The sequence below is a fragment of the Bacillus sp. SORGH_AS_0510 genome (assembly GCF_030818775.1).
In the GTDB taxonomy this organism is placed as follows: Bacteria; Bacillota; Bacilli; order Bacillales; family Cytobacillaceae; genus Neobacillus.
Genome location: NZ_JAUTAU010000001.1, coordinates 690,816 through 714,980, shown reverse-complemented (window position 1 = coordinate 714,980; position 24,165 = coordinate 690,816). Strand labels below are relative to the sequence as shown.

Annotated in this window: 25 protein-coding genes and 1 pseudogene; 8 read left to right on the top strand and 18 right to left on the bottom strand. The window is 36.4% G+C overall.

Annotation, left to right across the window (positions count from 1 at the left end; all coding sequences use genetic code 11):
* Positions 1 to 26: 26 nt before the first annotated feature.
* The 7 genes from QE429_RS03785 to QE429_RS03755 form a co-directional block, all read right to left on the bottom strand.
* Positions 27 to 410 (bottom strand): DUF1398 family protein, encoded by a 384-nt coding sequence (locus tag QE429_RS03785; RefSeq protein WP_307284259.1) that lies wholly within the window; start codon positions 408 to 410, stop codon positions 27 to 29.
* Positions 411 to 535: 125 nt separating this feature from the next.
* Positions 536 to 1,375 (bottom strand): DUF2935 domain-containing protein, encoded by an 840-nt coding sequence (locus QE429_RS03780; RefSeq protein ID WP_307284256.1) that lies wholly within the window; start codon positions 1,373 to 1,375, stop codon positions 536 to 538.
* 140 nt (positions 1,376 to 1,515) lie between these two features.
* A complete protein-coding gene (locus QE429_RS03775) occupies positions 1,516 to 2,001 on the bottom strand; it encodes a DUF3291 domain-containing protein (protein WP_307284254.1) in 486 nt (161 codons plus the stop codon).
* Between the two features lie 169 nt (positions 2,002 to 2,170).
* Positions 2,171 to 2,659 carry a DinB family protein gene (locus QE429_RS03770; protein WP_307284252.1) on the bottom strand — a complete coding sequence of 163 codons (489 nt, stop codon included), beginning with the start codon at positions 2,657 to 2,659 and terminating at the stop codon, positions 2,171 to 2,173.
* Between the two features lie 108 nt (positions 2,660 to 2,767).
* Positions 2,768 to 3,361, bottom strand: a complete 594-nt coding sequence (locus tag QE429_RS03765) for a dienelactone hydrolase family protein (protein WP_307284248.1) — start codon at positions 3,359 to 3,361, stop codon at positions 2,768 to 2,770.
* A 115-nt stretch (positions 3,362 to 3,476) separates the two neighbouring features.
* Positions 3,477 to 4,022 (bottom strand): signal peptidase I, encoded by a 546-nt coding sequence (gene lepB, locus QE429_RS03760; RefSeq protein WP_307284245.1) that lies wholly within the window; start codon positions 4,020 to 4,022, stop codon positions 3,477 to 3,479.
* A gap of 31 nt (positions 4,023 to 4,053) precedes the next feature.
* Positions 4,054 to 4,203 (bottom strand): hypothetical protein, encoded by a 150-nt coding sequence (locus tag QE429_RS03755; protein WP_307284242.1) that lies wholly within the window; start codon positions 4,201 to 4,203, stop codon positions 4,054 to 4,056.
* 1,083 nt (positions 4,204 to 5,286) lie between these two features.
* Here QE429_RS03755 and QE429_RS03750 point away from each other — a divergent pair.
* Positions 5,287 to 5,454, top strand: coding sequence for an aspartyl-phosphate phosphatase Spo0E family protein (locus tag QE429_RS03750; RefSeq protein WP_307284239.1), 168 nt, complete (start codon positions 5,287 to 5,289; stop codon positions 5,452 to 5,454).
* A gap of 695 nt (positions 5,455 to 6,149) precedes the next feature.
* Entirely contained in the window at positions 6,150 to 6,731 is a 582-nt protein-coding gene (locus QE429_RS03745; protein WP_307284237.1) for a hypothetical protein, read from the top strand.
* Between the two features lie 433 nt (positions 6,732 to 7,164).
* Here the strand turns inward: QE429_RS03745 and QE429_RS03740 are convergent, their stop codons facing one another.
* Positions 7,165 to 7,365 carry a hypothetical protein gene (locus QE429_RS03740; RefSeq protein ID WP_307284235.1) on the bottom strand — a complete coding sequence of 67 codons (201 nt, stop codon included), beginning with the start codon at positions 7,363 to 7,365 and terminating at the stop codon, positions 7,165 to 7,167.
* A gap of 741 nt (positions 7,366 to 8,106) precedes the next feature.
* Positions 8,107 to 8,484: pseudogene (locus QE429_RS03735) on the bottom strand (cell wall hydrolase).
* 169 nt (positions 8,485 to 8,653) lie between these two features.
* Between QE429_RS03735 and QE429_RS03730 the strand changes: the two are divergent.
* The 4 genes from QE429_RS03730 to QE429_RS03715 all read left to right on the top strand — a co-directional run bounded on the left by QE429_RS03730 (position 8,654) and on the right by QE429_RS03715 (position 13,355).
* Positions 8,654 to 9,481 carry a M15 family metallopeptidase gene (locus QE429_RS03730; RefSeq protein ID WP_307284233.1) on the top strand — a complete coding sequence of 276 codons (828 nt, stop codon included), beginning with the start codon at positions 8,654 to 8,656 and terminating at the stop codon, positions 9,479 to 9,481.
* Positions 9,482 to 9,709: 228 nt separating this feature from the next.
* Positions 9,710 to 11,149: a spore germination protein gene (locus QE429_RS03725; RefSeq protein ID WP_307284229.1), complete on the top strand. Its 1,440-nt coding sequence runs from the start codon at positions 9,710 to 9,712 to the stop codon at positions 11,147 to 11,149.
* Positions 11,146 to 12,243 (top strand): GerAB/ArcD/ProY family transporter, encoded by a 1,098-nt coding sequence (locus QE429_RS03720; protein WP_307284226.1) that lies wholly within the window; start codon positions 11,146 to 11,148, stop codon positions 12,241 to 12,243. Before QE429_RS03725 ends, QE429_RS03720 begins: the two co-directional genes overlap by 4 nt.
* Complete coding sequence (locus QE429_RS03715; protein WP_307284223.1) at positions 12,240 to 13,355, top strand: Ger(x)C family spore germination protein; 1,116 nt, start codon at positions 12,240 to 12,242, stop codon at positions 13,353 to 13,355. Before QE429_RS03720 ends, QE429_RS03715 begins: the two co-directional genes overlap by 4 nt.
* A 335-nt stretch (positions 13,356 to 13,690) precedes the next feature.
* Here QE429_RS03715 and QE429_RS03710 read toward each other — a convergent pair whose 3' ends face one another.
* Together QE429_RS03710 and QE429_RS03705 are read right to left on the bottom strand one after the other, a co-directional pair.
* Entirely contained in the window at positions 13,691 to 14,911 is a 1,221-nt protein-coding gene (locus QE429_RS03710; RefSeq protein ID WP_307284220.1) for an aminopeptidase, read from the bottom strand.
* Positions 14,912 to 15,387: 476 nt separating this feature from the next.
* On the bottom strand, positions 15,388 to 16,386 hold the full coding sequence (locus QE429_RS03705) for a DNA/RNA non-specific endonuclease (RefSeq protein WP_307284218.1): 999 nt from the start codon (positions 16,384 to 16,386) through the stop codon (positions 15,388 to 15,390).
* 296 nt (positions 16,387 to 16,682) lie between these two features.
* Between QE429_RS03705 and QE429_RS03700 the strand changes: the two genes are divergently transcribed.
* Positions 16,683 to 17,318: a LysE family translocator gene (locus QE429_RS03700; RefSeq protein ID WP_307284215.1), complete on the top strand. Its 636-nt coding sequence runs from the start codon at positions 16,683 to 16,685 to the stop codon at positions 17,316 to 17,318.
* Positions 17,319 to 17,497: 179 nt separating this feature from the next.
* Here the strand turns inward: QE429_RS03700 and QE429_RS03695 are convergent, their stop codons facing one another.
* Together QE429_RS03695 and QE429_RS03690 are read right to left on the bottom strand one after the other, a co-directional pair.
* Positions 17,498 to 17,920 (bottom strand): hypothetical protein, encoded by a 423-nt coding sequence (locus QE429_RS03695; RefSeq protein WP_307284214.1) that lies wholly within the window; start codon positions 17,918 to 17,920, stop codon positions 17,498 to 17,500.
* 36 nt (positions 17,921 to 17,956) lie between these two features.
* The gene (locus QE429_RS03690; RefSeq protein WP_307284211.1) at positions 17,957 to 18,454 is read right to left on the bottom strand and encodes a P-loop nucleotide/nucleoside kinase family protein; all 498 of its coding nucleotides are present in this window, start codon (positions 18,452 to 18,454) and stop codon (positions 17,957 to 17,959) included.
* 203 nt (positions 18,455 to 18,657) lie between these two features.
* On the opposite strand from QE429_RS03690, the gene QE429_RS03685 reads away from it, so the two are divergent.
* Positions 18,658 to 19,254, top strand: a complete 597-nt coding sequence (locus QE429_RS03685) for a hypothetical protein (RefSeq protein WP_307284210.1) — start codon at positions 18,658 to 18,660, stop codon at positions 19,252 to 19,254.
* A gap of 254 nt (positions 19,255 to 19,508) precedes the next feature.
* Here QE429_RS03685 and QE429_RS03680 read toward each other — a convergent pair whose 3' ends face one another.
* The 5 genes from QE429_RS03680 to QE429_RS03660 all read right to left on the bottom strand — a co-directional run bounded on the left by QE429_RS03680 (position 19,509) and on the right by QE429_RS03660 (position 24,118).
* Positions 19,509 to 20,504, bottom strand: coding sequence for a DUF3231 family protein (locus QE429_RS03680; RefSeq protein WP_307284207.1), 996 nt, complete (start codon positions 20,502 to 20,504; stop codon positions 19,509 to 19,511).
* Positions 20,505 to 20,781: 277 nt separating this feature from the next.
* Positions 20,782 to 21,369, bottom strand: a complete 588-nt coding sequence (locus QE429_RS03675; RefSeq protein WP_307284205.1) for a T6SS immunity protein Tdi1 domain-containing protein — start codon at positions 21,367 to 21,369, stop codon at positions 20,782 to 20,784.
* Positions 21,370 to 21,524: 155 nt separating this feature from the next.
* Complete coding sequence (locus tag QE429_RS03670; RefSeq protein ID WP_307284203.1) at positions 21,525 to 21,776, bottom strand: hypothetical protein; 252 nt, start codon at positions 21,774 to 21,776, stop codon at positions 21,525 to 21,527.
* Between the two features lie 452 nt (positions 21,777 to 22,228).
* Positions 22,229 to 22,876, bottom strand: coding sequence for a lysoplasmalogenase (locus QE429_RS03665; RefSeq protein WP_307284200.1), 648 nt, complete (start codon positions 22,874 to 22,876; stop codon positions 22,229 to 22,231).
* A gap of 975 nt (positions 22,877 to 23,851) precedes the next feature.
* Positions 23,852 to 24,118 carry a hypothetical protein gene (locus tag QE429_RS03660; protein WP_307284198.1) on the bottom strand — a complete coding sequence of 89 codons (267 nt, stop codon included), beginning with the start codon at positions 24,116 to 24,118 and terminating at the stop codon, positions 23,852 to 23,854.
* Between the last annotated feature and the right edge of the window lie 47 nt (positions 24,119 to 24,165).

Sequence of the window (24,165 nt, the reverse complement as noted above, 5' to 3'; positions counted from 1 at the left end):
AGCAGAACCGTCCCCTTGGCACCCTTTTAAACCTTAAGCTGTTCCTCAATGATTTCTTCTCGAATACCAATATATTTAACACTTTTCTCAGGTATGTATACACGATAGGTTTCAATTCCTGCCTCAGCAATCTCTTTTAAGAAATCTAAAAAGGGTAAAGAGATGTTCGCAATTGCCTTGAGTACCTTATCTTTATTAAATTTATTTGAGATAACCAGGCTTACTTGGGAATCTGTTTTAAACTCCGAATGGACTCCTTTATATGTGGCTTGACCTGTCGCAACGTCTATTTCATATTCATTAATGCCTCTTTGGAACAACTCTTCTAAGAATTGAGGAAAGCTTATTTCGCCGTTACTTCTTCTACGGATAATCTCTTGAAACTCACTTTCTGTTATTTTGTCATTCACACATTTACCCTCCGAACTAGAAATTCTTAAATATCCATTCTTCACCATTCTAACCTCGGAGAGATTTCTTATTCTTGTAAAAATAAATAGCCCTTCTCAATCGAGAGGGGCTTTATTATGATCAACTATTGGGAACCACCTGTTAAATGCGCGTCGAACATATCAATGATTTCTAAGAACCTATCAGCCTCCCGGAAAACATGATCAGCTAATAGAGGATGTATAATGCTCTTTATTTTACATTGCTCAATTAAATCACGGGCTGTTTTCTTGAAGTCCCTTAGAGACGCGACCGACACCCGATTTTGATCAAGGAATTGATCCAAAAGAGGGACAGTTTGAGATTGTGGCTTCATAGACTCTAAGTCCCTTGCTTGAAACAGCAATTGATCAAAATCATTGCTGAAATTCCGTGCTAAATCAACCAGTTTCCTTTCTGACGGATCAAGGAGATGACCAATAAATTTGGCGTGGTCCGCCATAATCCTTAAGAAGAAGACATTTTCTTTAATAATGGCGTCAGGAAGCGCTTGTAATTTTCCCTCATTTAATTCAATTAATCTTTTTCTAAAATAGTTTGCTTCCCTACTCGTATGGTCAACTAAAAGTGGAAAATTATTTGCCCCCGGCAATTTGCATGTGAGAATTAGTTCTAATAATTTTCGTTTAAATACAAAAATATTAGCTGCAGCTTGTTGTACTTCAGTATTAAATCTTCTTATTTGTTCAGGGTCTGTTTGGTTATTAAAGGAATGCGCAGTTTGTTCGATGTGTTCAAATAAGCGGTAAAATTGATTAGCCTCTTGAATTAGTTGAGTATCTTCTGCTCTAAAACCCAATCGAAGAAATAAAGAATGTTCTTTCATGATCCTAGCCCAAAAACGAATTTCATTTAAAGAGCGCTCAACAAACAATACAGATGTAACACCAGTATCCGCATGCAAAGATGTATGATCCCCGTTCATTCAATAACCTCCCAGAAAAACTCCTATTGTTCTATTAATAATATTTACAGAGTCAATTGAATATGACTTTATGTTTATGTCACGTTTTTCTAGTGGAAGTTATCGAGCAATCTATGGATAAAAAAGGATAGAATGGTCTATCAGTCTTTAACGTCACCCTCCGTATTGATCAAGACCGTCTCCCCTTTTTCATCAAATGCATGCTTAAAATCAAATGCAAATGGAGTGGGGCCATGCTGAATATAATGGTTGTATCTCCTGAATGCCTCTTCCCATGAGACATCCCTCACCATTTCTGTCCACCAAACTACATATGACAGGTGCTTCTCTGGATACGGCTCAATCCATTTACTTCTATCTCGTAACGCTTGCCGATGCTTTCCTGCATAAGTAAAGCGATATAAGGATTCAAGGCTTCTCCAAACTGTTAGCGTAAGTATCGGAGAACCCTTTCCTTTCACAGTTTCCTCAGCGAAAGGGACTCCTTCAGGAGAAAACAGCTCTATAAGTCCTGATTTAGTTGCTTGACGATATACATCATTTCCCACTTGAAAAAAATCACGTGAGGCGGGGTGGTCATAGGGGTGCTTTAGCCTACCAACCGTATAGATCGACACTAATGCCATAAATCGCCCTCCATCTAACATCTTTTCCTAAGATATATTCAGATAAAAATATGAACATTCCTCAAAAACAACGGGGACAGTCCCCCGTCGCTTTAAAGCGATGGGGGACTGTCCCCGCTCTATATCGCCGCTCATGCATCTTGCTTACAACTAATAGAATAAATTTATATTAATCTTCTGTTCCTAATATATCTGTATTTGGGGGCTCATACCCCATCTGACGGAGCATAGCTACTATTTGCCCCTTATGATGAAACTCATGAGTAATGGTGTGCATAAGCAATTTACCAGGAGTAATAGATACTAGATCTGGCGCTTCTCTCCACGGGATTTCCCTCTCAATTAGCAGGTTTAAATTATGTCCATGTAGTTCTAATAATTCATTTACTATTGAATCCACTTGTTCAAATCGTGCTTTTATTTGCTCTAAACTGAGATTATGTAATTCTTCCTTTGGAGTAAGTGGTTTTTTTGTCTTCAATAAAACAAAGGAGCCAAGCCATGCAACATAGCAATCTGCTATATGAACCAATGTGTCTCTTACACTTTGCCAACCAAACCCATTTGTATGTGTAAAATGATTAGGATCTATTTTCCCACAGAAATCTAACAGCGTCCCTCTAGTTTGTCGAACCCATCCATATTCATGTTGAAGCATCAAAACACCGCCTTTACAAATATAACTACTTATTCAATACGTATATAGAAAAAACCTTTCTTTACTGACAAAAAAAGGATTGCCACAGCAATCCCATCTTTCAATCAATTAATATCTCTTCATAAAGCTAACCATTTTATGAAAAGCTTCTTGTGCAGATTTTGCATTAAAATGAAGCGAATAGGGATCACTAAATCCGTGTTTCCCATTCAATTTATGTATTTCTATATTTCTTTTTTCTAGAATGGAAATTAACTCATCAACTACGAAGGACTGTTCTTCTTGTGGAAAGAATAGAATGGTAGGGATTAACGGGACTACTTCTAAGTAATTTCGAATTCTCGAACCATAATATCCAACGATCCCATTGAGATAATCTTCTTCACTACATAACCAAGCAACCGTTGCCCCCACACTAAATCCAATAATATAGATCTTTTGGTATTCATTTTTAAAAGTTGATAAAATATCTTTTATTTTTTGTACCGCATGCGAGAAACCCACATTCTCCATAAAATTTTGATAGGCAACTTTCTCTTCTGCATAATCATAGGGTTGTTCACGTTCTAGTAAATTAGGACAAATAACATCAAAGCCCTGTAGTGATAATTTTTCACATATACTCACCATATGTTGATTAATGCCGTAAATTTCGTGAATGACAATGACCAAGCTATCTGTCTTATTCAGTATCTGAATCATATTGTTCCCCTTTGGAATGCTGCCCCGTTTTTTTAATATGGAATTCAACAAAAAAGGTGGTTAATCCTTCCTGGATCAACGCACCCGATGGTTTTGAAGAAGAGACCCGCAGCAGCTAGTTATTTACAATCTTAATGTCTTTTATTGGATAATAGACAACATTTGTTGTCCCTACTACCTTTTCCATTGGTACCGCTCCAATTTCACGGCTGTCTTTGCTACGCCTTCTGTTATCTCCCATTACAAACAAACTATCTTTAGGGACAGTATCACTACCTACAGCCGTCTCCTTTAAAGTGAAAGAGCCGGTTAACGTTCCACCATTAAGTCTTTTCTTATATTTTTCTAAATAAGGTTCGTTGTATGCCTTCCCATTTATATATAAAACATCCTTCTTATACTCAATCCTGTCACCTGGGAGTCCAATTACACGCTTTATGTAATCCCTACCGTCTGGGGCATGAAACACAACAATATCAAATCTTTTCGGTTCCCCAACTTTGGTTACAACCATACGGTCCTTGTCCTGGAGAGTAGGGTTCATCGATTCACCGTCAACAACAATGGGAGTAAAGAAAAAAGCGCGAATAATAAATGCTATAGCAAGCGCACCCAATAGTGATTTAATCCATCCATACGTTTCCTTTTTCTTCTTTGTCATTACTCATCCTCCCTCTAAAAATATGATGATCTTACGACTTGGTTGTTTTAACTTTAATTAATAGCTCAGAAACAGCAATGGCTATACTTGCATTTAGCTTTGCAAATAGAGAACTATAAAAAATAGCTGCCTCACGATCATTGTTAAAGAAAAACGTTACAAAGAGATAGAAGCAATACAAAAATACTATTACTCCAAAAATAAATTAACATTTTCTCATTGCTACACCATCCGTTTCTATACAACTTCTATTTACTAGAAACTCATCCTTTTAAGGGACTCTTTTTAATCCTAATTCTTAAATATATTGTTACGCTAAAATAAATTATTGCACCAATAATCAAAAATATAATTTTATGAAGAAGCAACCCGAATGCTAAAGATAGAAAAAGAATAATAAATCTAATTAACTTTTCAGCTATTTGATTGTCCATGAATTTAGTCCCCGTTCTTACTTGATACTACGTATTAGCCATTCCTTGCAATATAGTATTTTCCATAATATTCTATCTGTATTATTCAACAAAAAATCCTTACTTCCTGCTTTGAAGTAAGGATTTCATACAAACGAATGTATACTAAACTGCATCGTCATTTGAAAACATATTTCATCTGGCTGTTCTTTTTTCAAACTTCTGTACCTTTTTATAATATTCTCGTGTTTTTTCCACATCCAACTCTAGTAAAACAAGGAAAAAGAGCTGCAACTACACGAATAACAGGAATGTATTTCAAGTGTGCCAAGCCCGCTCCTTCTCTTTCGCTTCCAACACCTGTTTATTACCTAAAAAACGACTAATATCGCAATACCTACAATTACCCCAGACAAAAGAAATCTTCTAAAAAGCTCCACTTACATATTTTGATTATAGTATTAAACTCACTACAAGAAGACTACAAACCCTCTATAGGATAGAAAGGGAATTATTTCTCTTGATGAAAAATTAGTCTTAGCCGATTTACTTATGTATAAATTGGAAACGCAAACAATGTAGGTTCCATGGAGGAATATGTAAAAAAAGGAATTTCCTCCGAAGTGAAGCAATTATACCAATTAGGGTTAGAACAGGATATCGACTTTTTAAATTTAGAGCACCGGCTCTACAGAAAATACCATTCCGATTGGAAAAAGCTAAAAAACAAGATACCATACTACGTGAAGTATAAATTTGAACAAATTGTGTCTTTTCGCAAAAAAGGTTGTCCGTACCTCTAATTACTGTTATATTTTTCAAGTGGACATTTGTAAATAGGAGACATTTTTATGTTACCAATACCAATTACTGATAAAAAAAGCAGCTTATTATTAAAAATCAAATCCTTACGAAATGAAATGATTCAAGCTGGGTTAAAAGAGGGACTAGCAAGTGAAAAAACAATAGCCATTAGTCAACAGCTTGATAAGTATATTGCACAATATCAAGTGATCTAGTTACTATGACTTCGTCTTTTTCTTCAAAACCTCATTGTTTAAAACTTGCATCTAAAAGGGGAACAGGTATCTTTCATTTCTTCTTTAATAAATGGAGCGCTACCACATCAACTAATACCTAGAAGTATTACACCATCTTATCGTTACTCCATATGGTTCTTGTAAGTAAGAATTACATCATTCATTTTAATGCTTCCTCTATACCCTATATAATTCGGTATTCATCCCAAATTGCAAACTATTATCAGGATTTTCTGCTTGGAATATTTCAGTTTGTTTCCTTAATGCTAGGTTATCCCCTATGAATGAGTAAACAATAAGATTATTCAAATTCCCCACCCCCACCTATCCCTTTTTTTGAAGAAAGAAGATTTATACCTTTAACCCTGAATGGGCAAGTAAATCTGTACCTCTTCTTCCCCTTCTGCCATAGGGTGATAAGAATCAAGATCTCTTTCATAACCTTTTTGTTTTGCCCTTTTTAACAATAAATTTACATTATATTCCACACTTATCTTTCAGACTATCACGAAAAACGGGCGTAATACCTGATTCGGAAATTGCGCCCGTTAATGGAATAACTATAATTTAAATCAGCTTATGTCACAAAAATATTTATAATTTAGGTCAAATACCCAAGACCTTTCTTCTGGGAATGAATATGCTCTAATGTAAAATAAATGAGGAGGATAATAGTGATTCCATATAAAAATGAATATTATATTGCTTATCCAACAGATGAAAGGATTTATCCAGGTATTGGATTAGGTGGACCAGGCTCAGGTTATGGTTTTTATCCTGGTCTGGGGTTTGGTGAACCTGGACTAGGCTTATGGTTTTATCCAGGCATTGGGTTAGGTGGACCAGGCTCAGGTTATGGTTATTTTCCTGGTCTTGGGTTTGGAGCATCTGGCATTCAACATCCATACCCACCATACCCAGTACATCTTCCAGCTTATCCGCAGCCGCCACAAGGAGTACATCTTCCAGCTCATCCGCAGCCGCCACAAGGAGTGCAACTTCCAGTTTATCCGCAGCCACCACAAGGAGTACATCTTCCAGCTCATCCGCAGCCGCCACAAGGAGTACATCTTCCAGCTCATCCGCAGCCGCCACAGGGAGTGCAACTTCCAGCTTATCCGCAGCCGCCACAGGGAGTGCAACTTCCAGCTTATCCGCAGCCGCCACAGGGAGTACAACTTCCAGCTTATCCGCAGCCGCCACAGGGAGTGCAACTTCCAGCTTATCCGCAGCCGCCACAAGGAGTACTTTATTAATTACAATCAAGCCAATCTCCATAGCCTCCCCTTACACATACATCTTGATGATGAATATTTCAGACATACAAAAAGCCCCCTTAAGGGCTTTTTTGTATTTTTAATTAGTACCAGACCGTTGTTCCTACGATAATCAGCAAGATAAACAAAACACGATCAAAATGAAACCGCAACCGTATCCCTGTTCGATTATCCAGTAATCTATACAGAAACTATCAAAAGGATAATCATGTTGAAGATACTATCAAGTTTTTAAATCTTAAAAATTACGAGTGTCTAATCAATTGTCATTTTAAACAGTATCCTTCAGCAATAAATCAAAAACTTTCTCCATCCCCAACAAGAAACAGGCGTTTCCGCTATTGCAGAAACACGCCTGTTTAACAGAAATTTCTGTTCCCTTTTATTTTAACGGTAAATTCTTTAGCAAATTTTAATAAGGGTAGTGGTGGTGGTGGTACGGATAGTGGTGATGATAGTACGGATAGTGGTGATGATAATACGGGTAGTGATGATGGTAGTACGGGTAGTGTTGGTGTGGATAGCCTGGAGCTCCAAATCCAAGTCCTGGTGCAACACCAAAACCTGAGCCTGGTCCACCTAAACCAACTCTCTCATTATAGGCATTAATCATACAAGCATTCATCCTCCTCATTTAATTTACATTATGCATATGCATATTTGGGATAAATTCCTGGGTATTCGTCCTGATTCTAAAATATTATATGACAAATGGAGAAGGGGAATTATTTAAGCTAACCTGGGGCTACTAGGCATACATCCAATCCAAGGTTTGACCTGGGAGCATAAACTGGTTATATGTCTAATTTCAATAAGGAGTGAACCTCGAATTATGGTAAAAATACGACAAATGCCACTCTATTCCCTGAGTCCCTGGGGTCTTGAAAATTGTATCTTTCGTTTACATATTTGTGGCTTAGAAACGGAGATAATTTCTGGTTTTATTTGACGGCTATCGGGCATCAAAGAGCTTATGGCTATAGGTTTTTCGGCGGAAGATGGAATCAATATTCTGTTGCTTTAAGAGATATTGTTAACTTTCATTGTTCTCCTCCAACTCCAACTCTATATTAAACAATGCGTCTAACCTTCGTAATCGTATCGTCCAGTCTTACTGAAGAAGGTCTGGAAATACTGTTATTACTAGATATTCGCCATTAAGGGATCCCTTGCATCAAGTTTAGAACGTTAATCATTTCGGTTAGCGTTCTTTATACTGAAATTAGACTAGATTTCAAAACGAAATATGTTTAATCTTGATGCTGCTTTTTAGAATGCACTTTAGTTGAATAAGGTCAGACGAATTTGCACCATGCTATATCAGGTAAACTATTTTACAATTATCTTAACCAATTTAAACACTATCACATGTTCCTGGTTTTGGTTCATAAAACAATGGGCTTTAAATTGACCAGATTGAGGTTGACCGTACCAAGTTGAAGGACATGGAGCATGTGGATTAAAATACCATAGTGCATATTTCGCTGGGTGAGCTCTCCAATATTGCAGATTTTTTTTCAGATGTTCTTGCTCTTTGATAAAAAACATTTCCTTTTTGAACAGCTTCAAAAGAATAATTCCCGCCTTGAACTTGAAATATAACATCATGGTTTGTATTAACGTCTATAAAGTCTAAACATGTTGCTACCGCACGATTCACTATCACATTTCCGACATATAACATTCCCTGTTTTCCTTCACCTTCAGCTTCTGCTCTCATCATCCTTGGCATTTTATCACCCCAAAATAAATTATGAAAAAAGCCTATATTTATGTCATTGTATATGGATGTGATTTTGTAAAGGTCCAATGGAACTGTTCTGAAAAGAAACAATTATTGAGGTATAAAACACCTCGTTATTCACACCATATAATCAGATGATTTTAGAGGGGGTAACGACGTGCATAAGTTCAGTATTAATATATCTCTAATTATTTTTTTAATATTTGGTCTGATTGGTTGTAATAACGATAAAAATCTTAAAGATTCAACATATCAAAATATAAACAGTGAAAAGGAAAATCCACCAGTTAAAAAGATGGCACCAGCAAATAAAACTGATAATAAAAATCCCCAAAAAATATTTAGTAATACATCTACTAAAAAAATCACTAAAAAGAATTCGACCAGTTCAAGCAAAACAAAGTTGACACCTTATCCTGAATCGATAGCTGTAGTTGTAAATAAAAGATATTATATGCCTGCTAACTATGTACCTAAGGGGTTAATTTATCCTAATGTTCCTTTTATATTTAAAGAAAAAGTAGAAAAACGTAAAATGCGACGGGAAGCAGCAGTAGCCTTAGAAAAAATGTTTGCTGCTGCCAAAAAAGATAAAATATATTTAAGTGGAGTTTCTGCCTATCGCTCTTATAAAACACAACAAGCCTTATTCAACAGATATGTAAAACGAGATGGTTATGAAAAAGCTCAAACATATAGTGCAGTTCCAGGGTCAAGTGAACATCAAACAGGTTTAGCCATTGATGTCAGCGGGAGTTCAGGAAAATGTGCTGCTGCTTCTTGTTTTGCTAATACAAAAGAAGCTGCTTGGTTGAAGAAGAATAGTCAAAAGTATGGGTTTATCATACGGTATCCAAAAGGAAAAGAATCAATAACAGGTTATAAATATGAACCTTGGCACCTACGTTATGTTGGAAATATTTCAAGTAATATACAAAGTCGTGGAATTACGCTAGAAGAGTACTTACGGATTTCAGGTCTATAAATAGAAGAGCTAATTGATTTAGATAGAATCGATTAGCTCTTCGTTTGTTTAAAAACAAAACATTCTTTTTATTGGTATCAAAAGGTGAAATGGATGCTCTTAAACCATGTATTAGGTAATTGGTCAATAGATGCAGTTCCCTCAAAACTTCCATTGAGTACGGAATATGCTAAGAAATTACGGGTAAAATAGGGTAAACTTTCCGTTTTGGAGAAAAGAGGAACACTATTGAAAGCCGACCAATCTCTAGACATAAACGAAAAGGGGTTGCTAGAAATACTTTGCAATAGCTCCGACTTTAAATCGAGCAATTTTACAGCAGGTTACCGACATTATCGGCTTTTCTATTTATCTACAATGATTGAGTTAGCCGTGGTGCAGGAACATATTATCCGCCCTTTGCTTCACAATATAGACGATAGCATTCCTGAAGCAGTTTCCATTTTGGAATATGAAGAAACAGACCTTCTATCGGTTGCTGCAAATGCTCTGATTGAAGGAAAGACAGTGGTTCAAATTGACGGTGAGCCCCGTCTCTATTTACTCGATAGCGATCTTAAAAAAGAAAGATCGGTAAACATTCCAGTGAATGAAAGAGTGCTTCGCGGTTCACACGAAGCATTAATAGAAAATTTAAATACGAATTTAAATTTAATGAGGAAAAAGATCGCAACCACTGATCTAGTTGTAAAATATCATCAACTTGGTCAAAGATCTAATACTAGGGTCGCCATCCTTTATATACGTTCGCTTGCAAACGAAGATGTCTTAAATGAGTTCGAACGGAGAATTAATAGCATTGATATTGATTATGTTGAAGCACCTGGTTTTCTTCAAGAATTGATTCAAGATAAGAAATTCTCACTGTTTCCGAAAATGCTTGTAACAGAAAGACCAGACAGGGTAAAATCTTACCTTATGGATGGAAAAATCGGAATTTTGACAGACGGTTCACCTGATTGCCTAATCATTCCGGTATCGTTCTGGGCGTTCTTTCAAAGCCCAGATGATTACCAAAACGGATGGCTGTTTGGCAGTGCCATACGGTTTCTTCGAATCATGTGCTTTATTTTAGGAATAAGCCTTCCCGGCGCTTACGTGGCACTCGTCACTTTCGACCCCCGTATTATTCCGTTCGATATTTCACTGACGCTGCAAAGCTCTATGAAATTTGTTGCGCTTCCTCCCGTACTCGAAGCACTCACAATGTTGATTATACTCGAAATATTGCGGGAAGCGACCATCCGTCTTCCAAGCCCTGTAGGTCAGACGATTGGTGTTGTCGGTGGTATTGTTATCGGGACGGTTGTTGTTCAGTCCAATCTGATTTCCAATATGATGGTTATCGTAGTAGCTCTCACAGGTATTGCTTCATTTATTAATCCATCCTATGAGATGAGCAGTGCTGGGAGATTATTAACATACCCAATCATAGTCATGGCATCTGTCTTCGGGCTAATCGGTTTGGAGATTTCATACCTCTTGGCGCTAACCCATTTGGCCCGTATGAACACAATGGGCATTCCCTACTTTTACTCAGGGCTCAGCGCCAATACAATTAAGGATACGCTTTTCAGAGGACCAATCAGGAGCCTGAAAAATCGCCCAAAAGAAAGTATGGTGCAAGATAAGACAAGAATAGGAGATTTAAAGGGGAAGAACGAATGATACACTTACAAAAGATTTCTATTAACCAGCTTTTTTGCCTCGTGATTCTTACACAAGTAGGGGCTCATGTTATTTCAATCCCTTACCCTGAATCCCGCCATTCGGGCCATGATTCTTGGATGTCTATATTGATTGGTGGAGTAATCGCTCAGGTAGTTATTTTATTCATTTATCTCCTTGGTAAAAGATATGCTTTTCGGCCGTTGCCCCAGTACATTTCTACAATCACCGGAAAGTGGATAGGCTCGGTTCTGAACTTCTTATTTGCTGCTTACTGCGCAGAATCTAGCCTTATGGTTGTGGTCTCATACTCGGATGTTCTCGACCGGTGGGTGTTATTTAATACCCCATGGTTCGTGATTATTGGAATATCGATTGCAGTTGCCGCCTATATCGCTACATCTACACTACGCTCAATAGCTACTATCACTCAGTCCATTGTAATTATGTATTTGATTAGCTTTGTAATCATAGTTATTAGTGGACTAGGAAAAGGGGACTGGCGGCATCTTCTGCCAATCGGTTCTCACCGCTTCCAGAATATTTTACAGGATTCTCTTCCTGCATTTTGGGCGTATGCCGGATATGAGCTTCTCCTGTACGTTTTTCCATTCATAAAATGCAGTAAGAAGAAGGATATCATCATTGCAATGTCGGTCGCTAATGGATTTACGACCTTTTTTTACGTGTTGATGTCGGTGATTGTGACGTATAATTTTGGTGAAAACCTATTGAACTCCATTCCTGAGCCGATGGTGTTCATTCTCCGTAAATTCAGATGGCCGATAGTTCAAAGCCTTGATATTCTATTTATGACGATTTGGTTGTCTGTGACAACGGTAACAGTTTATGTTTATTTGTTTCTGTCTGCTCGTTATCTGGCATTCGTCGGAAACAAAGAAATCCGTAACCATACTCTTTTGGTATGGATTTTGGCCATTATTTGCTTCGTAATAGGATTATGGGGACACAACCGGCAATGGTTGTTTCGATTTTCCAACTATCATAATACAGCTACTGCTATTATGGTTGCGATAGTGCCCACAATTCTTTTTCTAATTTCTTTAGCACGAGGAAAGGTTGCGAGTAGATGAAAAAAGCAGCAATTGGAATTTTATTGTTGCTTCTCTTGACTGGCTGTTGGGATCGGATGCCACTGAAAACTCTTCGGTTAATAAATATGGCAGGCTTTGATGTGGATGAAAAGAGTGGTGATGTCGTCCTACAGTATATTATCACGGAACTTAAACATGCCGGTCAAGGAGGCGGAGAGCAAAAATCAGAGATAACAGAGCTTAAAGGACATAGTCTGGTCGAAGCGGTCGGACAAGGAAATTTTTCCGACCAGGGTCCTTTCATAGCTATCAACACAGGAGTCTATTTTTTAAGCAAGAGATTTGCAACGCATGATCCTGTTCAAGAGCTTGCTTTTTTACTAAAAGCACCCTATACTTCCATCAATACTCCTGTAGTTGTATTAGATGAAGGGAACATGTCACAGCTCTTTAAAAATAATCTAAGCACTAATAAGGATTTTTCAAAAGTTGTATACCAATTTGTTTCATCATTAGAAAAGAACGGAATTGCAGAAGACGTTACCATGATGCAATTAATCCTATCACGAAATGATCCTTTTGGAGATATTGCTTTGCCTTTATTAAAACAAACCAAACCGGGGATGATATTATGCGGCGCACTATTATTTCGTCAAGGTAAAAACACTGGTAAGGAGCTTGATAAAGACCAAGTCCGATTGTTGATGTTGTTGAAAGGAAGGAACGTAGGTAGGCAACCATTTACAGGAAATTTTCCTGAAAAAAATAACGATAAAGGCATGGAATACGGATTTTCCGTCAAAAAATCGGATTCGAAGATCTCCATCCACCCTCAATTAGGGAAATTGCCAAAAATCAAAATCAGTGTTGAGTTGCAAATTAATGTATTCGAACTTGGCAAGACCATTCAAAACCTTAACACTAATTACGTAAATCGAATGGAAAAAAAACTGGGGGACCATATGGAAGTAAGGGCAATGGAAACGATTGAGACTTTACAAAAGGCAAATTGTGATGTTCTTGGTGTCGGAAAGCAATTAAAGACATTTTATCCGGACATATGGAAGTCTTTGAATTGGAGTAAGGATTATCCTAGATTATTAATTGAACCAAATATCCACGTGCAGATTCTTAATCCAGAAGTGGATTAATTAATGATGTGAACCTTAATAGAGTAGCAAGCACAGTATAATTATTTTTAGGAACATTATACACATTAATGATAAGAAAAGGCCCAAACTTTTATACTAAGAATTTGGGCCTCATTTAATGAATCTCCGATGAAGCTGAATCCCCGACCTCAGCCATGTCAAGTTAGCATCCTCTCAGACAGAAGAAGAATATACCTTTTTAATTTTGACCACGTTTTATAGAGTGGATTATCTAAATGAATATATTATGCTCATACCTCGAAACAAAGCATGTTCGGATTGTAAGGGCGCTTTCCCTTATGCACGAAAGAATAAGGGGTTTCCAACAAAATCAATTAGAAAGCCCAATTCCCTTTACGGAAGATTGGTTCACGTGTACCATCAGGTAATTCACCATCAATATCCATATCCGCACAACCAATCATGAAATCAACATGAGTGATGCTCGAATTAAGTTCTACTTCCTCACGCTGCTCCTTCGTCATTTTCTCTCCACCTTCAATACAGTTAGGGAAACCGAATCCTAAGGCTAAATGGTTTGCAGCATTTTCATCAAATAATGTATTTAGGAACAGTACGTTTGTGTTAGAAATAGGAGAATCATGTGGAACCAGGGCTATTTCACCAAGATAATGGGAGCCTTCATCTGTTTCTACTAGGTTCTTTAATACTTCTTCACCCTTCTTAGCTGTCATTTCAACAATCCGACCATTTTCAAAAGTTAATTTGAACTCATCAATTAAATTACCTGCATAGCTAAGTGGTTTTTTACTCGAAACGAAACCATTCACACCTGAACGTAAGGGCGAAGTGAATACTTCCTCAGTTGGCATATTGGCAACGAATGGAACACCATGTCGATTTTGGCTACCACCACTTTTCCATAGATGTAGGGGATGAAGCTCAACCGTTAGATCTGTGCCTTCAGCTTTGTAATGTAACTTCTTATATTTCTTTTCATTCAGATAGGTAGACTTTTGGAGCAAGTTTTCAATATGATCTTTCCATGCTTGTACAGGTTCCACTTCCCCTATACGTACTGAACTGAAGATTGCCTCCCAAAGTTTGTCCAAGCTATTTGTTTCTCCTGGAAAAACCTTATTTGCCCAGCCTTGACTTGGAGCGGCACAGATGACCCAACTAACATCATCATGCTGCTCCCGCCATTTTACCATGGCTTCTCCGCTTACTTTTTGGTAATTCGCAATACGATTAGGATCAGCTTTGGACAATAAATCCGGATTGTCGGAAACGATAAATAAAAAGGCCGCATCCTTATCAATCAACTTCTCACGTTGAATTCGCTCCCATTCAGGAAACTCTGTAAAAACATCATCTGATGCTCTCAAATAGCGTGAGAGTGTGATTTCAGGATCACTATAGTCCACATACACATTTTTTGCACCTGCATTGTAAGCCTCGCGAGCGACAGCTCTAGCAAACGGAATCGTATCCACACTAGCTCGTACATAAAGGATTTGGTTCGGTTGAACGTTTAATCCCACTTTTACAACCAATTCTGCATAGCTTTTTAATTTTTCCTCAAACGTTTTCAAAAATATCCCCTCCATTTATTGTTATTTTATCATGAATTTTTTGAAAACTAATCATGAACTTTTGGGTGATTTTTTAGCGGGAGTAGTATATCAATTGTGGTCCCTTGCCGATCTATACTCTGGACATTGATTTGTCCCATGTGGTGTTCTTCTATTATACTTTTACTAATAGTAAACCCTAGTACACATCACATTTCTGAAATTCTTTGCAATTAATTTGCTGAACATAATAACTTCTCCGAACTAAACTTTTTCCTTTAAAAGTGCATTTAATGTATATTCTTGTTCTTTGAAAAGAGTCCTATGATCTTTCCTTCAACAAAGCTACTCCGTTAGCACCACAAAAAAATGATCGCCGCAGCGATCATTGATTAAATCCCATCTCGTTATTTGAGATGGGATCATTCATAATTCAATACCTTAGAAAGGTCTACTAAAAAAGGCGCTCCATAATCGCATGGCAATGATAACCCCATTTATTCACCTACTAAGCCATCACCATCTCGATCATCCATATATTTATAAAGCCATGAATCGCGGGTAATTGGCATTTTAAAGCCAGCAGCCTTGGCTTCAGCGATCGTAACTTTTCCATTATGATTGGTATCCACCTTACTAATATCTTCATTACTACTTACCGTTTCGTTTGCTGGAACATTGTCTGTTTTCGGCGGCGTACTGCTCGTCCCTGTCGTTTTTCCTAAATTCTTGTTCACTTCATCTGGGTTTACATTGTCAAATTCATCTGTAATGGATCTGCCTTGAATTTTGTATGTGAATTTATAATGGTTAGGAATTTGAGTCTGAGTATTTGGATATTGAATCACTGCTACGAAATCAGTACAACCTCCTGCATCTCGAATCACTTTTTCCATATAAGCTTGATCCCCGTGCCTATTGAGAATGCTGTCCTGAGGTGTAATGTTATAAGCGTTTGACACTCCCCCAAGTGAGTCAGCAATCACATGCCCTTGATCTAATTCTGGACTCTCTGTACCTGGAACCCTTGCTTCATCAGCATAGTATCTCCCAGACGATAAAACATGTTCTGTATCCGGATTTTGGAGTGTTATATTCTTCGCCTCGACACGGATTAACTGACCGTATTCATTTGTATACGCCCAATATTCCCGATCGCCAAATCCGACATCTACTTTGACATTCGGCTTTCTATATCCTGACATATCCCCGCCGTTTACTACAATTAGGGTATATTTGCTGTAATCAAATCCGTCCGTTGTACCTGTTGCCTTTGTAGTGCTAGATGCAGGAACACTTTTGTTGGATTCACTTTCACTCGTTGGTTTATCTGTGTCAATGGCAGATGCACTCTTATTGGCGTCAACTGTCTTAGAAGCCGTACTCGCTTCGGATTGCACATTTTTTGGCGAAGTATGTTCAGTGATTTTTCCGCAACCCACAAATACAAATATTAAAAGCACAGTAAATAATATCAAAAATATTCTTTTATTCACCCTTCTGCACACCTTTCTTATGTTTCTACCATAGACACTCATATTATAAAAATAACACAGTTCGATCTTTTGTTGGAATATATCAATCTTTGGTATTGAATCCTTATTCAACTAAACTGCCGTTAATTTAACAAGAAAAAAATGACCGCCGCAGCGATCATCATCCTTAACAAAAGCCCTTATTAGTTCAACATGGATTTAATCATAAAAATTTAGTATTCAAACAAATACGGAACTACTATATAATACTGTTTAAGAATTCTGACCATTATTATAATTGGAAAGGAGCTGTTAATTTGATAAACTTTTACGCGTTTGTTATGTTGTGTGTTTTTTTAATTATTTTACCTGGTCCCGATACTGCTATTGTTACAAGTAATACTATTTCAGATGGTAAAATCGGTGGGTTTAAAACAGCTTTAGGTACTTGTTGTGCTCTTTGTATCCATACCACCGCGGCTGTATTAGGACTTTCAGCAGTCATTATGAAATCAGCATTAGTGTTTTCTATCTTTAAATACATAGGTGCTGTTTACTTACTTTATCTGGGTGTTAAAGCATTATGGTCTTTGAAGAAAAAGAATGAAACAGGAGAAAATGTTGAAGTGGAGACAAAAAAACAGCTAAAGAGCACATCTTGTTTTAAACAAGGGTTCCTTACAGATATACTTAATCCCAAAGTTGCTATCTTATTCTTAACCTTTTTCCCTCAATTCGTTAACTCTGAAAGCAGTACCTTTTTACCGTTTATTATAATGGGTGTCACTTATACTGTATTGACTGCCGTGTGGTTTTTACTTTATGTCGCCTTAATTAACCGTATTAGTGCTTTTATGAAAAGACCTAAAACGAAAAAGGTTATTGAAGGAATCACAGGTACGATACTTATAGGTTTTGGTGTAAAACTAGCCCTAGAAAAAGTTCATAACTAGGATTTATGGTTAAGACCCTTGATTTTACTAATTCTCAAGGGTCTTCTTTTGGCCGATATTTCATTATCCTTGTTAAATTAACCTGTTTCGTAAGCACAAAAAGAAAATGAGCTGCTTCTGCACCTCATTGTTAAACTCTTACCCCCCTTTAGCTTACCGAGGGTTCCAGTATTAAAAACCTATTCAATCCCTTCTCCTTTATCTATTAATAACGAAATCACTTCCTGATTTTTTTTCAAAAGGCAAACAGAGAAATCCTCAACAGATAGAAATAAGGTTCCATTTTTAAATAACTTGAAACACCACAGTTCGGGTTTAAGCCCCTCAAAAGAAGGTTCCTCTAATTTGTAAAATATCCTCCTTGAAAGACTGGTTAGCTCTCCAAAAATACTTATACTGTTTTCCATTCCATCCCAGGGTTTAACAAAAGTCCCTTCTAACTTTTCAAACTCGAACTTTCCACCCATTAAGGGATTTTCTATATCAAATTCTCCATCGGGGAATACAACTTCAAACTGGTCGCAATGGTTAAGAATCGAACTGAAAATATGTTTCCATTCAGGTGTACAACATATATTCAAAAAGACAAAATCATTTTCCATACTGTTCACCAACTTTTTTCATATAATCATTTTTTGTTATTCTTTTCTGCTAATCTCTAAAATATTTAAACCCTCAGATGTGTCTGGTGCTTCAAAAAATTTAGTAACATGAATAAACACTGCTTCCGTGTCAAAAGCTTCTCTTTCAGGTTGTTCGATACGCCTTTGTGCAATTTGACGTAAGCATTGCTCGTTAGTTAGATTAAGGAAAATGAGTTGATGGCTTGCATTGACCTCTGACGCCAAATCCACAAACCACTTTCGCAGTTTTTTAGTGTTACCTGGAAAATCCATCACTACATCTGTACCCACACTTAATATGTTTTGGACATGCTTTTTCACCAACGGTTTGAGCTGCGCTGAGAATTTTAGATAGTCCTCAAATGATGCAATTTGATTGGGATAAAGAGATGAAAGCCATTCATCCTCAGATAACAGTACCGCATGTTTATCAATAGCCCATTGTTTGGATTTAGTTGATTTTCCAGCTCCCATTTTTCCACAAAAAAAGTATAGCGTCCCCAATTGTTTCATATTTTTACCCCCCGCGCTTATTTTTGTTAAAACCTTTTACTTCGTTAGTTCCCATAGACATTCTCCACTTGTTAATATCTAGACGTTAAGATTTATACTAAATTCACTTATTCTACCAATTTCATTTATATTCCTTTTTTTAACAGAGCTGCTAAAAAACATTGTGGTAAAATAAGAATAAAACCCGTTGACGGAGGATGGCTATGATTTGGCTTTTGTTGCTAGTTTTTATTTTCGCTTTAGTAATGGGATTTTTCCAGGTTCCGATTTGGATTATGTATGGCGTATTGGTGGTTATGATTGTTTTCTTTTTCATCCGAAACCCGCTTGTATTTGGAAAGGATCCCGAAAAGATGGTGGCGTACCTAAAAAAATCAAAAGCGCCGCAAATGCAATTCCTGTACCATTTTCTTCAAGGGGACCTGTCGGCGGCAGAACAAGGAATTGGCAAAATCCGCTCAAAAAAAGCGAAACAACACTCCGAATTGATGCTCTTAAGGGAAAGAAAAGAGTACGGAAAAGCAAAAGATCTCCTTGCGAAAATGAGTGTACATAAGACCAAGTGGTACATGATGGCGGATATCGCTATTCAGGAAGAGGACGCCGATTCTATCAAACAATATAAAGAGAAGATAAATGACGCGTTCCTATTAAACATGCTGGAAGTAGATCAGGCCGTTTATGATGGGAAAAAGGATGAGGCGGTTGCACTGCTCGAAAAAATGATACCAAAGTTAAGAGGTTATAAATTACTGACGGCCGTCCAACTCCGGAAGCAAATACATGAAGGAAAAGTCTGAAAGTCCGAAAGCATTGGCTTTTGGACTTTTATTTAATCAGAACTTTAATTGTCCTTGTTAACTGTACATTTTCATGCGTAAGAGCGACTATTCTTCTTTCCTGAAGCCTTAACAACCTTTTAAATAAACCTCTATATGAATGTTGTTATGCAAAGACCTACTATTATTCCAGGTAATACTCCATAATAGATTTTCAATTGCCTTATTCACATTCTTCTATCCCCTTATAATTTATCACCTCCTAACTTGGAAGCTTATTGATAAAATCCTCTTCTATCAATCGGTTGTGGGGGCTGTTCCAACCAACCTCGTTTAATCATAAGTTTAAGACCTTCGTCGCCGTATTTCATTACTTCCATAAAGAAGAGAGTAAAAGTTGCTGCTATATCCTTTCTCAACGACACTGACAAAGCATCTCCAAGTGTAGAAATAGCGATTGAGTTTGCAGAACTAACGAAAAACATTATTAGTTTTTCAGAAAACGGCGAGATTGTTGAATTTGTAACCTCTAATGGTACTGGAGTTCCAATGAAATTATCATTTTCATCCAGCAACTTATTAAATGTTTTTATTTGATTTTCAGCTAGGTTTTTCCCTTTTAATAAATACTCTTTTATTTCCTTATTTTTTGATACCTGTATTAATCCCTTTAAAAGAACTAAACCAGTAGCATTTCTTTCAATATCTTGAAAAAGCTCAGCCATTTCCATACAGTTTATTGGTCTTTTCTCTCCAAACCATGAGTTTATTAAGGTAGGTTCATGCTGAACAAACTCAATAGTTTTTGGATATTCCATCTTCGGAGGTGCATCATATAAGCCTTTTGACAACATAAGAGCAAATGCTTTTTTGTGTAATTCAGTCTCCCCGTATAGACATTCTTTCAAAAACTCAAAAATGTCTAACCTAGATACCTTTGAGAGAGTATTAGTAAAATGTGGCATTTTTACTTGTCCACCACGATACACGAAACTTAGTGCAAATAAGTCTGTGAATAGGGCGGGTGCGTATAAATCAACATCTTTATCTGAAAAACCCTTTGGTATGGGGAAGTTTTCCTTTTCAAGAATTCCTTCAATTTTACCGATTATAGTATCAACCAGAGCCTTGGCTTCTTCAACAATTGATTTTATTTCCTCATCTTGAAGGTATTGTAAAAAATGTTGAAGAAAACATCTTTCGGCTGTACCTTGAATATGCGTTTTCCAAAGTGCAGCAATATCTGTGCTAGTAAGCTTAATATAATCCATTATCAAAGCCCCTTCGTTTTTCTAATAGTTTTTATGTAAATGTAATATTTATGCATTTACACGAGGCAGTTATAATGTTTTCAAAAAAACAGCATTAGCTAGAAGTTTCTTTTATTAACTTTTTTTGTTACTCCACGTGATATATGTCACCATTAATATAGATTTTTTACCTTGTGAATTATTTCACTTAAACTATGCTGCCCAGTTAGCACAAAAGAAAAGCTGACTACAATGGCAGTTGGCATTCAACTCTTGTACCGTTCTTTTAATAAGAAATCTAAAATAATCGTTTGTTCAATTGCCCCATAACTCCCCAATAAACTTCCATATCTGATACCTCTAAGTTACTTATTTCATCTTCACCACCTAAGAATAAAGGCAGCTTGTACCCAACACAATTGCTACGATCTAAGGACTTGCTGTTCTCCTTTTTCCAATCATTAAAGAAATCAATAGCTAAAGCTGCATCTGGATATTCAACCAATTCCTCTTCGTGAAAAGTTGGAAAAGTTGAAGGAATTTCAAGTGCTTCACCAGTACCAGGCTCAAGCATCAATATCATCGGTTCGCCTTCACTCATTCTTGTAAAATCTAATGCAAAGTGTCTCCCTAGCCAATCATAAGAAAAGCAGAAAACCTTATTTGTATAGACTGGAAATGCTTCATATACAATGTGATTCCATTTATCTAGTTCACTTGCTATATGTACTCTATACAAACCATCTTTAAAGGTTTGACCCTGAAACTCCTTCATAAATGTCACTGCACCAGACGACCGTTCCAATATAGCTAGGTGGTTCCCGTGTAGCTCTGTTTCATAATTTTTGAATTTTACATCAAATGTTTTGCAAAATCTATCGAACATTTAAAGCCTCCAAAAGAGATATAATTCCTTTTATTGTATTATTTCTTGTTCTGCCAAACTGCTTCGTTTGCTTAATAAGGAATTCAATAAAAAGGCGGTTAATCCTTCCTGGATCAACGCCCCCGTTTGTTTAAGCGTATTTATTCACAAATTTATTATGTAAGGAGTTTGCCAGTAGCAAAAAAATACACTAGTATTACAAAAAGAGTGACTACTGAAAATATAAATCCTGCACTTTTTGAAACTGTTCCATATAAAAATTCAAAACCAAAAAAACATACGGCAAATAAAGCCGATCCCCATAACAAAGGTAAATCTGTTATTAAAAATATTGCTGAAACTGCTAATAATATCCTTGAAGTTCTGTACACCTTCAAAGAACTTGCTGTATCTTTACTATTTTTCATTCAGACACTTCTCCCTGTTTTCAATCCTATATTTATGAGTATATGTATTATTCGACTATGTTTATTTATCTTCCTTCTTCAATTAACATGCCCCGTTTGTTCAATAAGACGACAATGCTTCTTGGTTATCGCATCCGTTACTTTAAGAATAATAATTCACAAACTAATTCAGAAAAAATGTAACATTATGTTCAATTTCTTTTCGCTAACATAATCATTAAAATTCCACTGTTATCAAGCTGTTTGTCCATTCATCCCCTCTTTTTATGAATAGAAAGGATTGCCGCAGTCATGCTGACCTTTTAGTATATCTTTCGTAATCAGGTTCATAATTATTAATTGGTAACATTTTTCATACACATATATATACTCCAAGATTCAACATACAAACCTTTCCCTTTAGTTCAAGAAAAAAAGCCGCTTAAAAAGCAGCTAAACTGAAGGAAAAGAGCTTATTTACTGGAATTATTTAATAAGCTACCGAGGCTATGAGCAATTAAAAACTGAGCCGTGTAATAAGTAGACATAATAAGTAAACTCGATTGTGGAACATTAGATACAAACATATTCCATGATAATATAGAATCAGATAGGACAAATAAAATACTTCCCCCAATTGCCCATTTATTACCTGTCATAATGGCCGACCAGGCCATTAAAGAAATAACTATAACATAAGCAATAACAGGAATGACGAGTTTGCTGTTTCCATTTTCCGCTATAGCATTGACCAGTTCATTACTTATTAAGAAAGAGTATCCCAAAATCAGAATGAACATTGCAAATCGTGGTTTAGAAAACTTCCATACTCTAATGAATCCAAATAGGTAAAATAAATGCCCTACTAAAAATGCAGCTAATCCAAAGATAAAAGAACCTGCAATTAAGCCATCTCCCAACATACAAATAAACAATCCACTTAGAATGATCCATTGTGTGGGTTTAGCTTTAGTATTGCAAAATTGGAATGCATATATAATGATTAAAACCATAGGGATAAGCTTAAAAGTTACTTTTAGAGGTGTAGGATTTTCGGGTATACAAAAGATATAAAGTCCACTCATAAATAAGATTAGAAGAGGTAGTACAAATTTTTTCATCTATATTTCACTTCCTAATAATTGTTAATTTATTGTATGTTTTTTTTAGAATAATAGGACTTCTTTACATTTAAAAAAAAGAAGCGAACTAACCTTCTCCGTTAAAAAAATATTTACCTAAACTTTTTATTTAGCTAACTTGCGTTGTTAATAGAATAAGAATAAAAAACGTCGAGCGAACCCGTACTTTTACTCTGCCATCCGTTAAAGAAATAACCATTAATATACTAATCAATAATCCTCACATACCAATGATACATTTGAGATAACACCTTATTAAATTTTACAATTCCATTCCGCTCATCTTCGCCTTGGAAGATCAATACTCTTTCTTCTGGTTTCAAAGAAAGTGCCTTGAATTCCTCTATTGATAATGCAGGCTTATTTGGTCCTAAATAATAACCTTTTCATACGAGTTTCTGCCCCCCAGAATATAGGCCTCATTGCTAATTAAGGTGAATCCCCAATCGCCAGTTAGTTAAAAATAAATAAAGAGTGACTCACCTGTCACTCTTATTAACTATTTTTTGATCTTTGTTTATTTTGTTTGTAAATATAGTCAATCCTGTTCATTGTCCTATATCCTAAAATCCCAAGGATTATTGTATATATTGTTGTTAAAATTAATCCAAGTATAGCAATCCAAAATAATGATGTTATCTTCTCTTTTTTGTTAAGCACACCAATAACCTCCACCAATTAATTGTTATTATCATGCACTTAATAATGGGGATTATTCCAAATTTCCAAGCCTCGGTTTGGAGCACCTGGCATTCCACACATACACACCATACCGAGTGCATCTTCCAGCTCAACCGCACTCACCACAGGCAGCACTATATTAAATATAATTAAGCTAAACCATAGTCTCCCTTTAAACATACATCTTGCTGTTAAATGTTTCAGACACACAAAAGACCGCCGCAGCGATCCCCATCTTTAACTCTTGCACCTGTTACTTCCATAAAATTCTTTTTATCTTTTCTCTTTGAATGCTAAGAAGCTAAGAACTAATGCAATTAAGACCAATAAGTTAACTGGTGTCATCCAAATTAGATAAATAGATTCAGAACTATTTTTTATTATTCCCGTATCAATTGCAATGGCATTCCACTGGAGACTAACCGGATTATCAGCTTCGATTGAAAGTTTGGGAAGGTATAATGTGCTATGTGTAACCCGAACTATTACATAAATTAGGCTAAACAATAATAATACATTCGCAACTAATAATTTCTTCATTAACAAACCTCCTTCGGTATAAACATATGCTACCGATAGGACAAAGA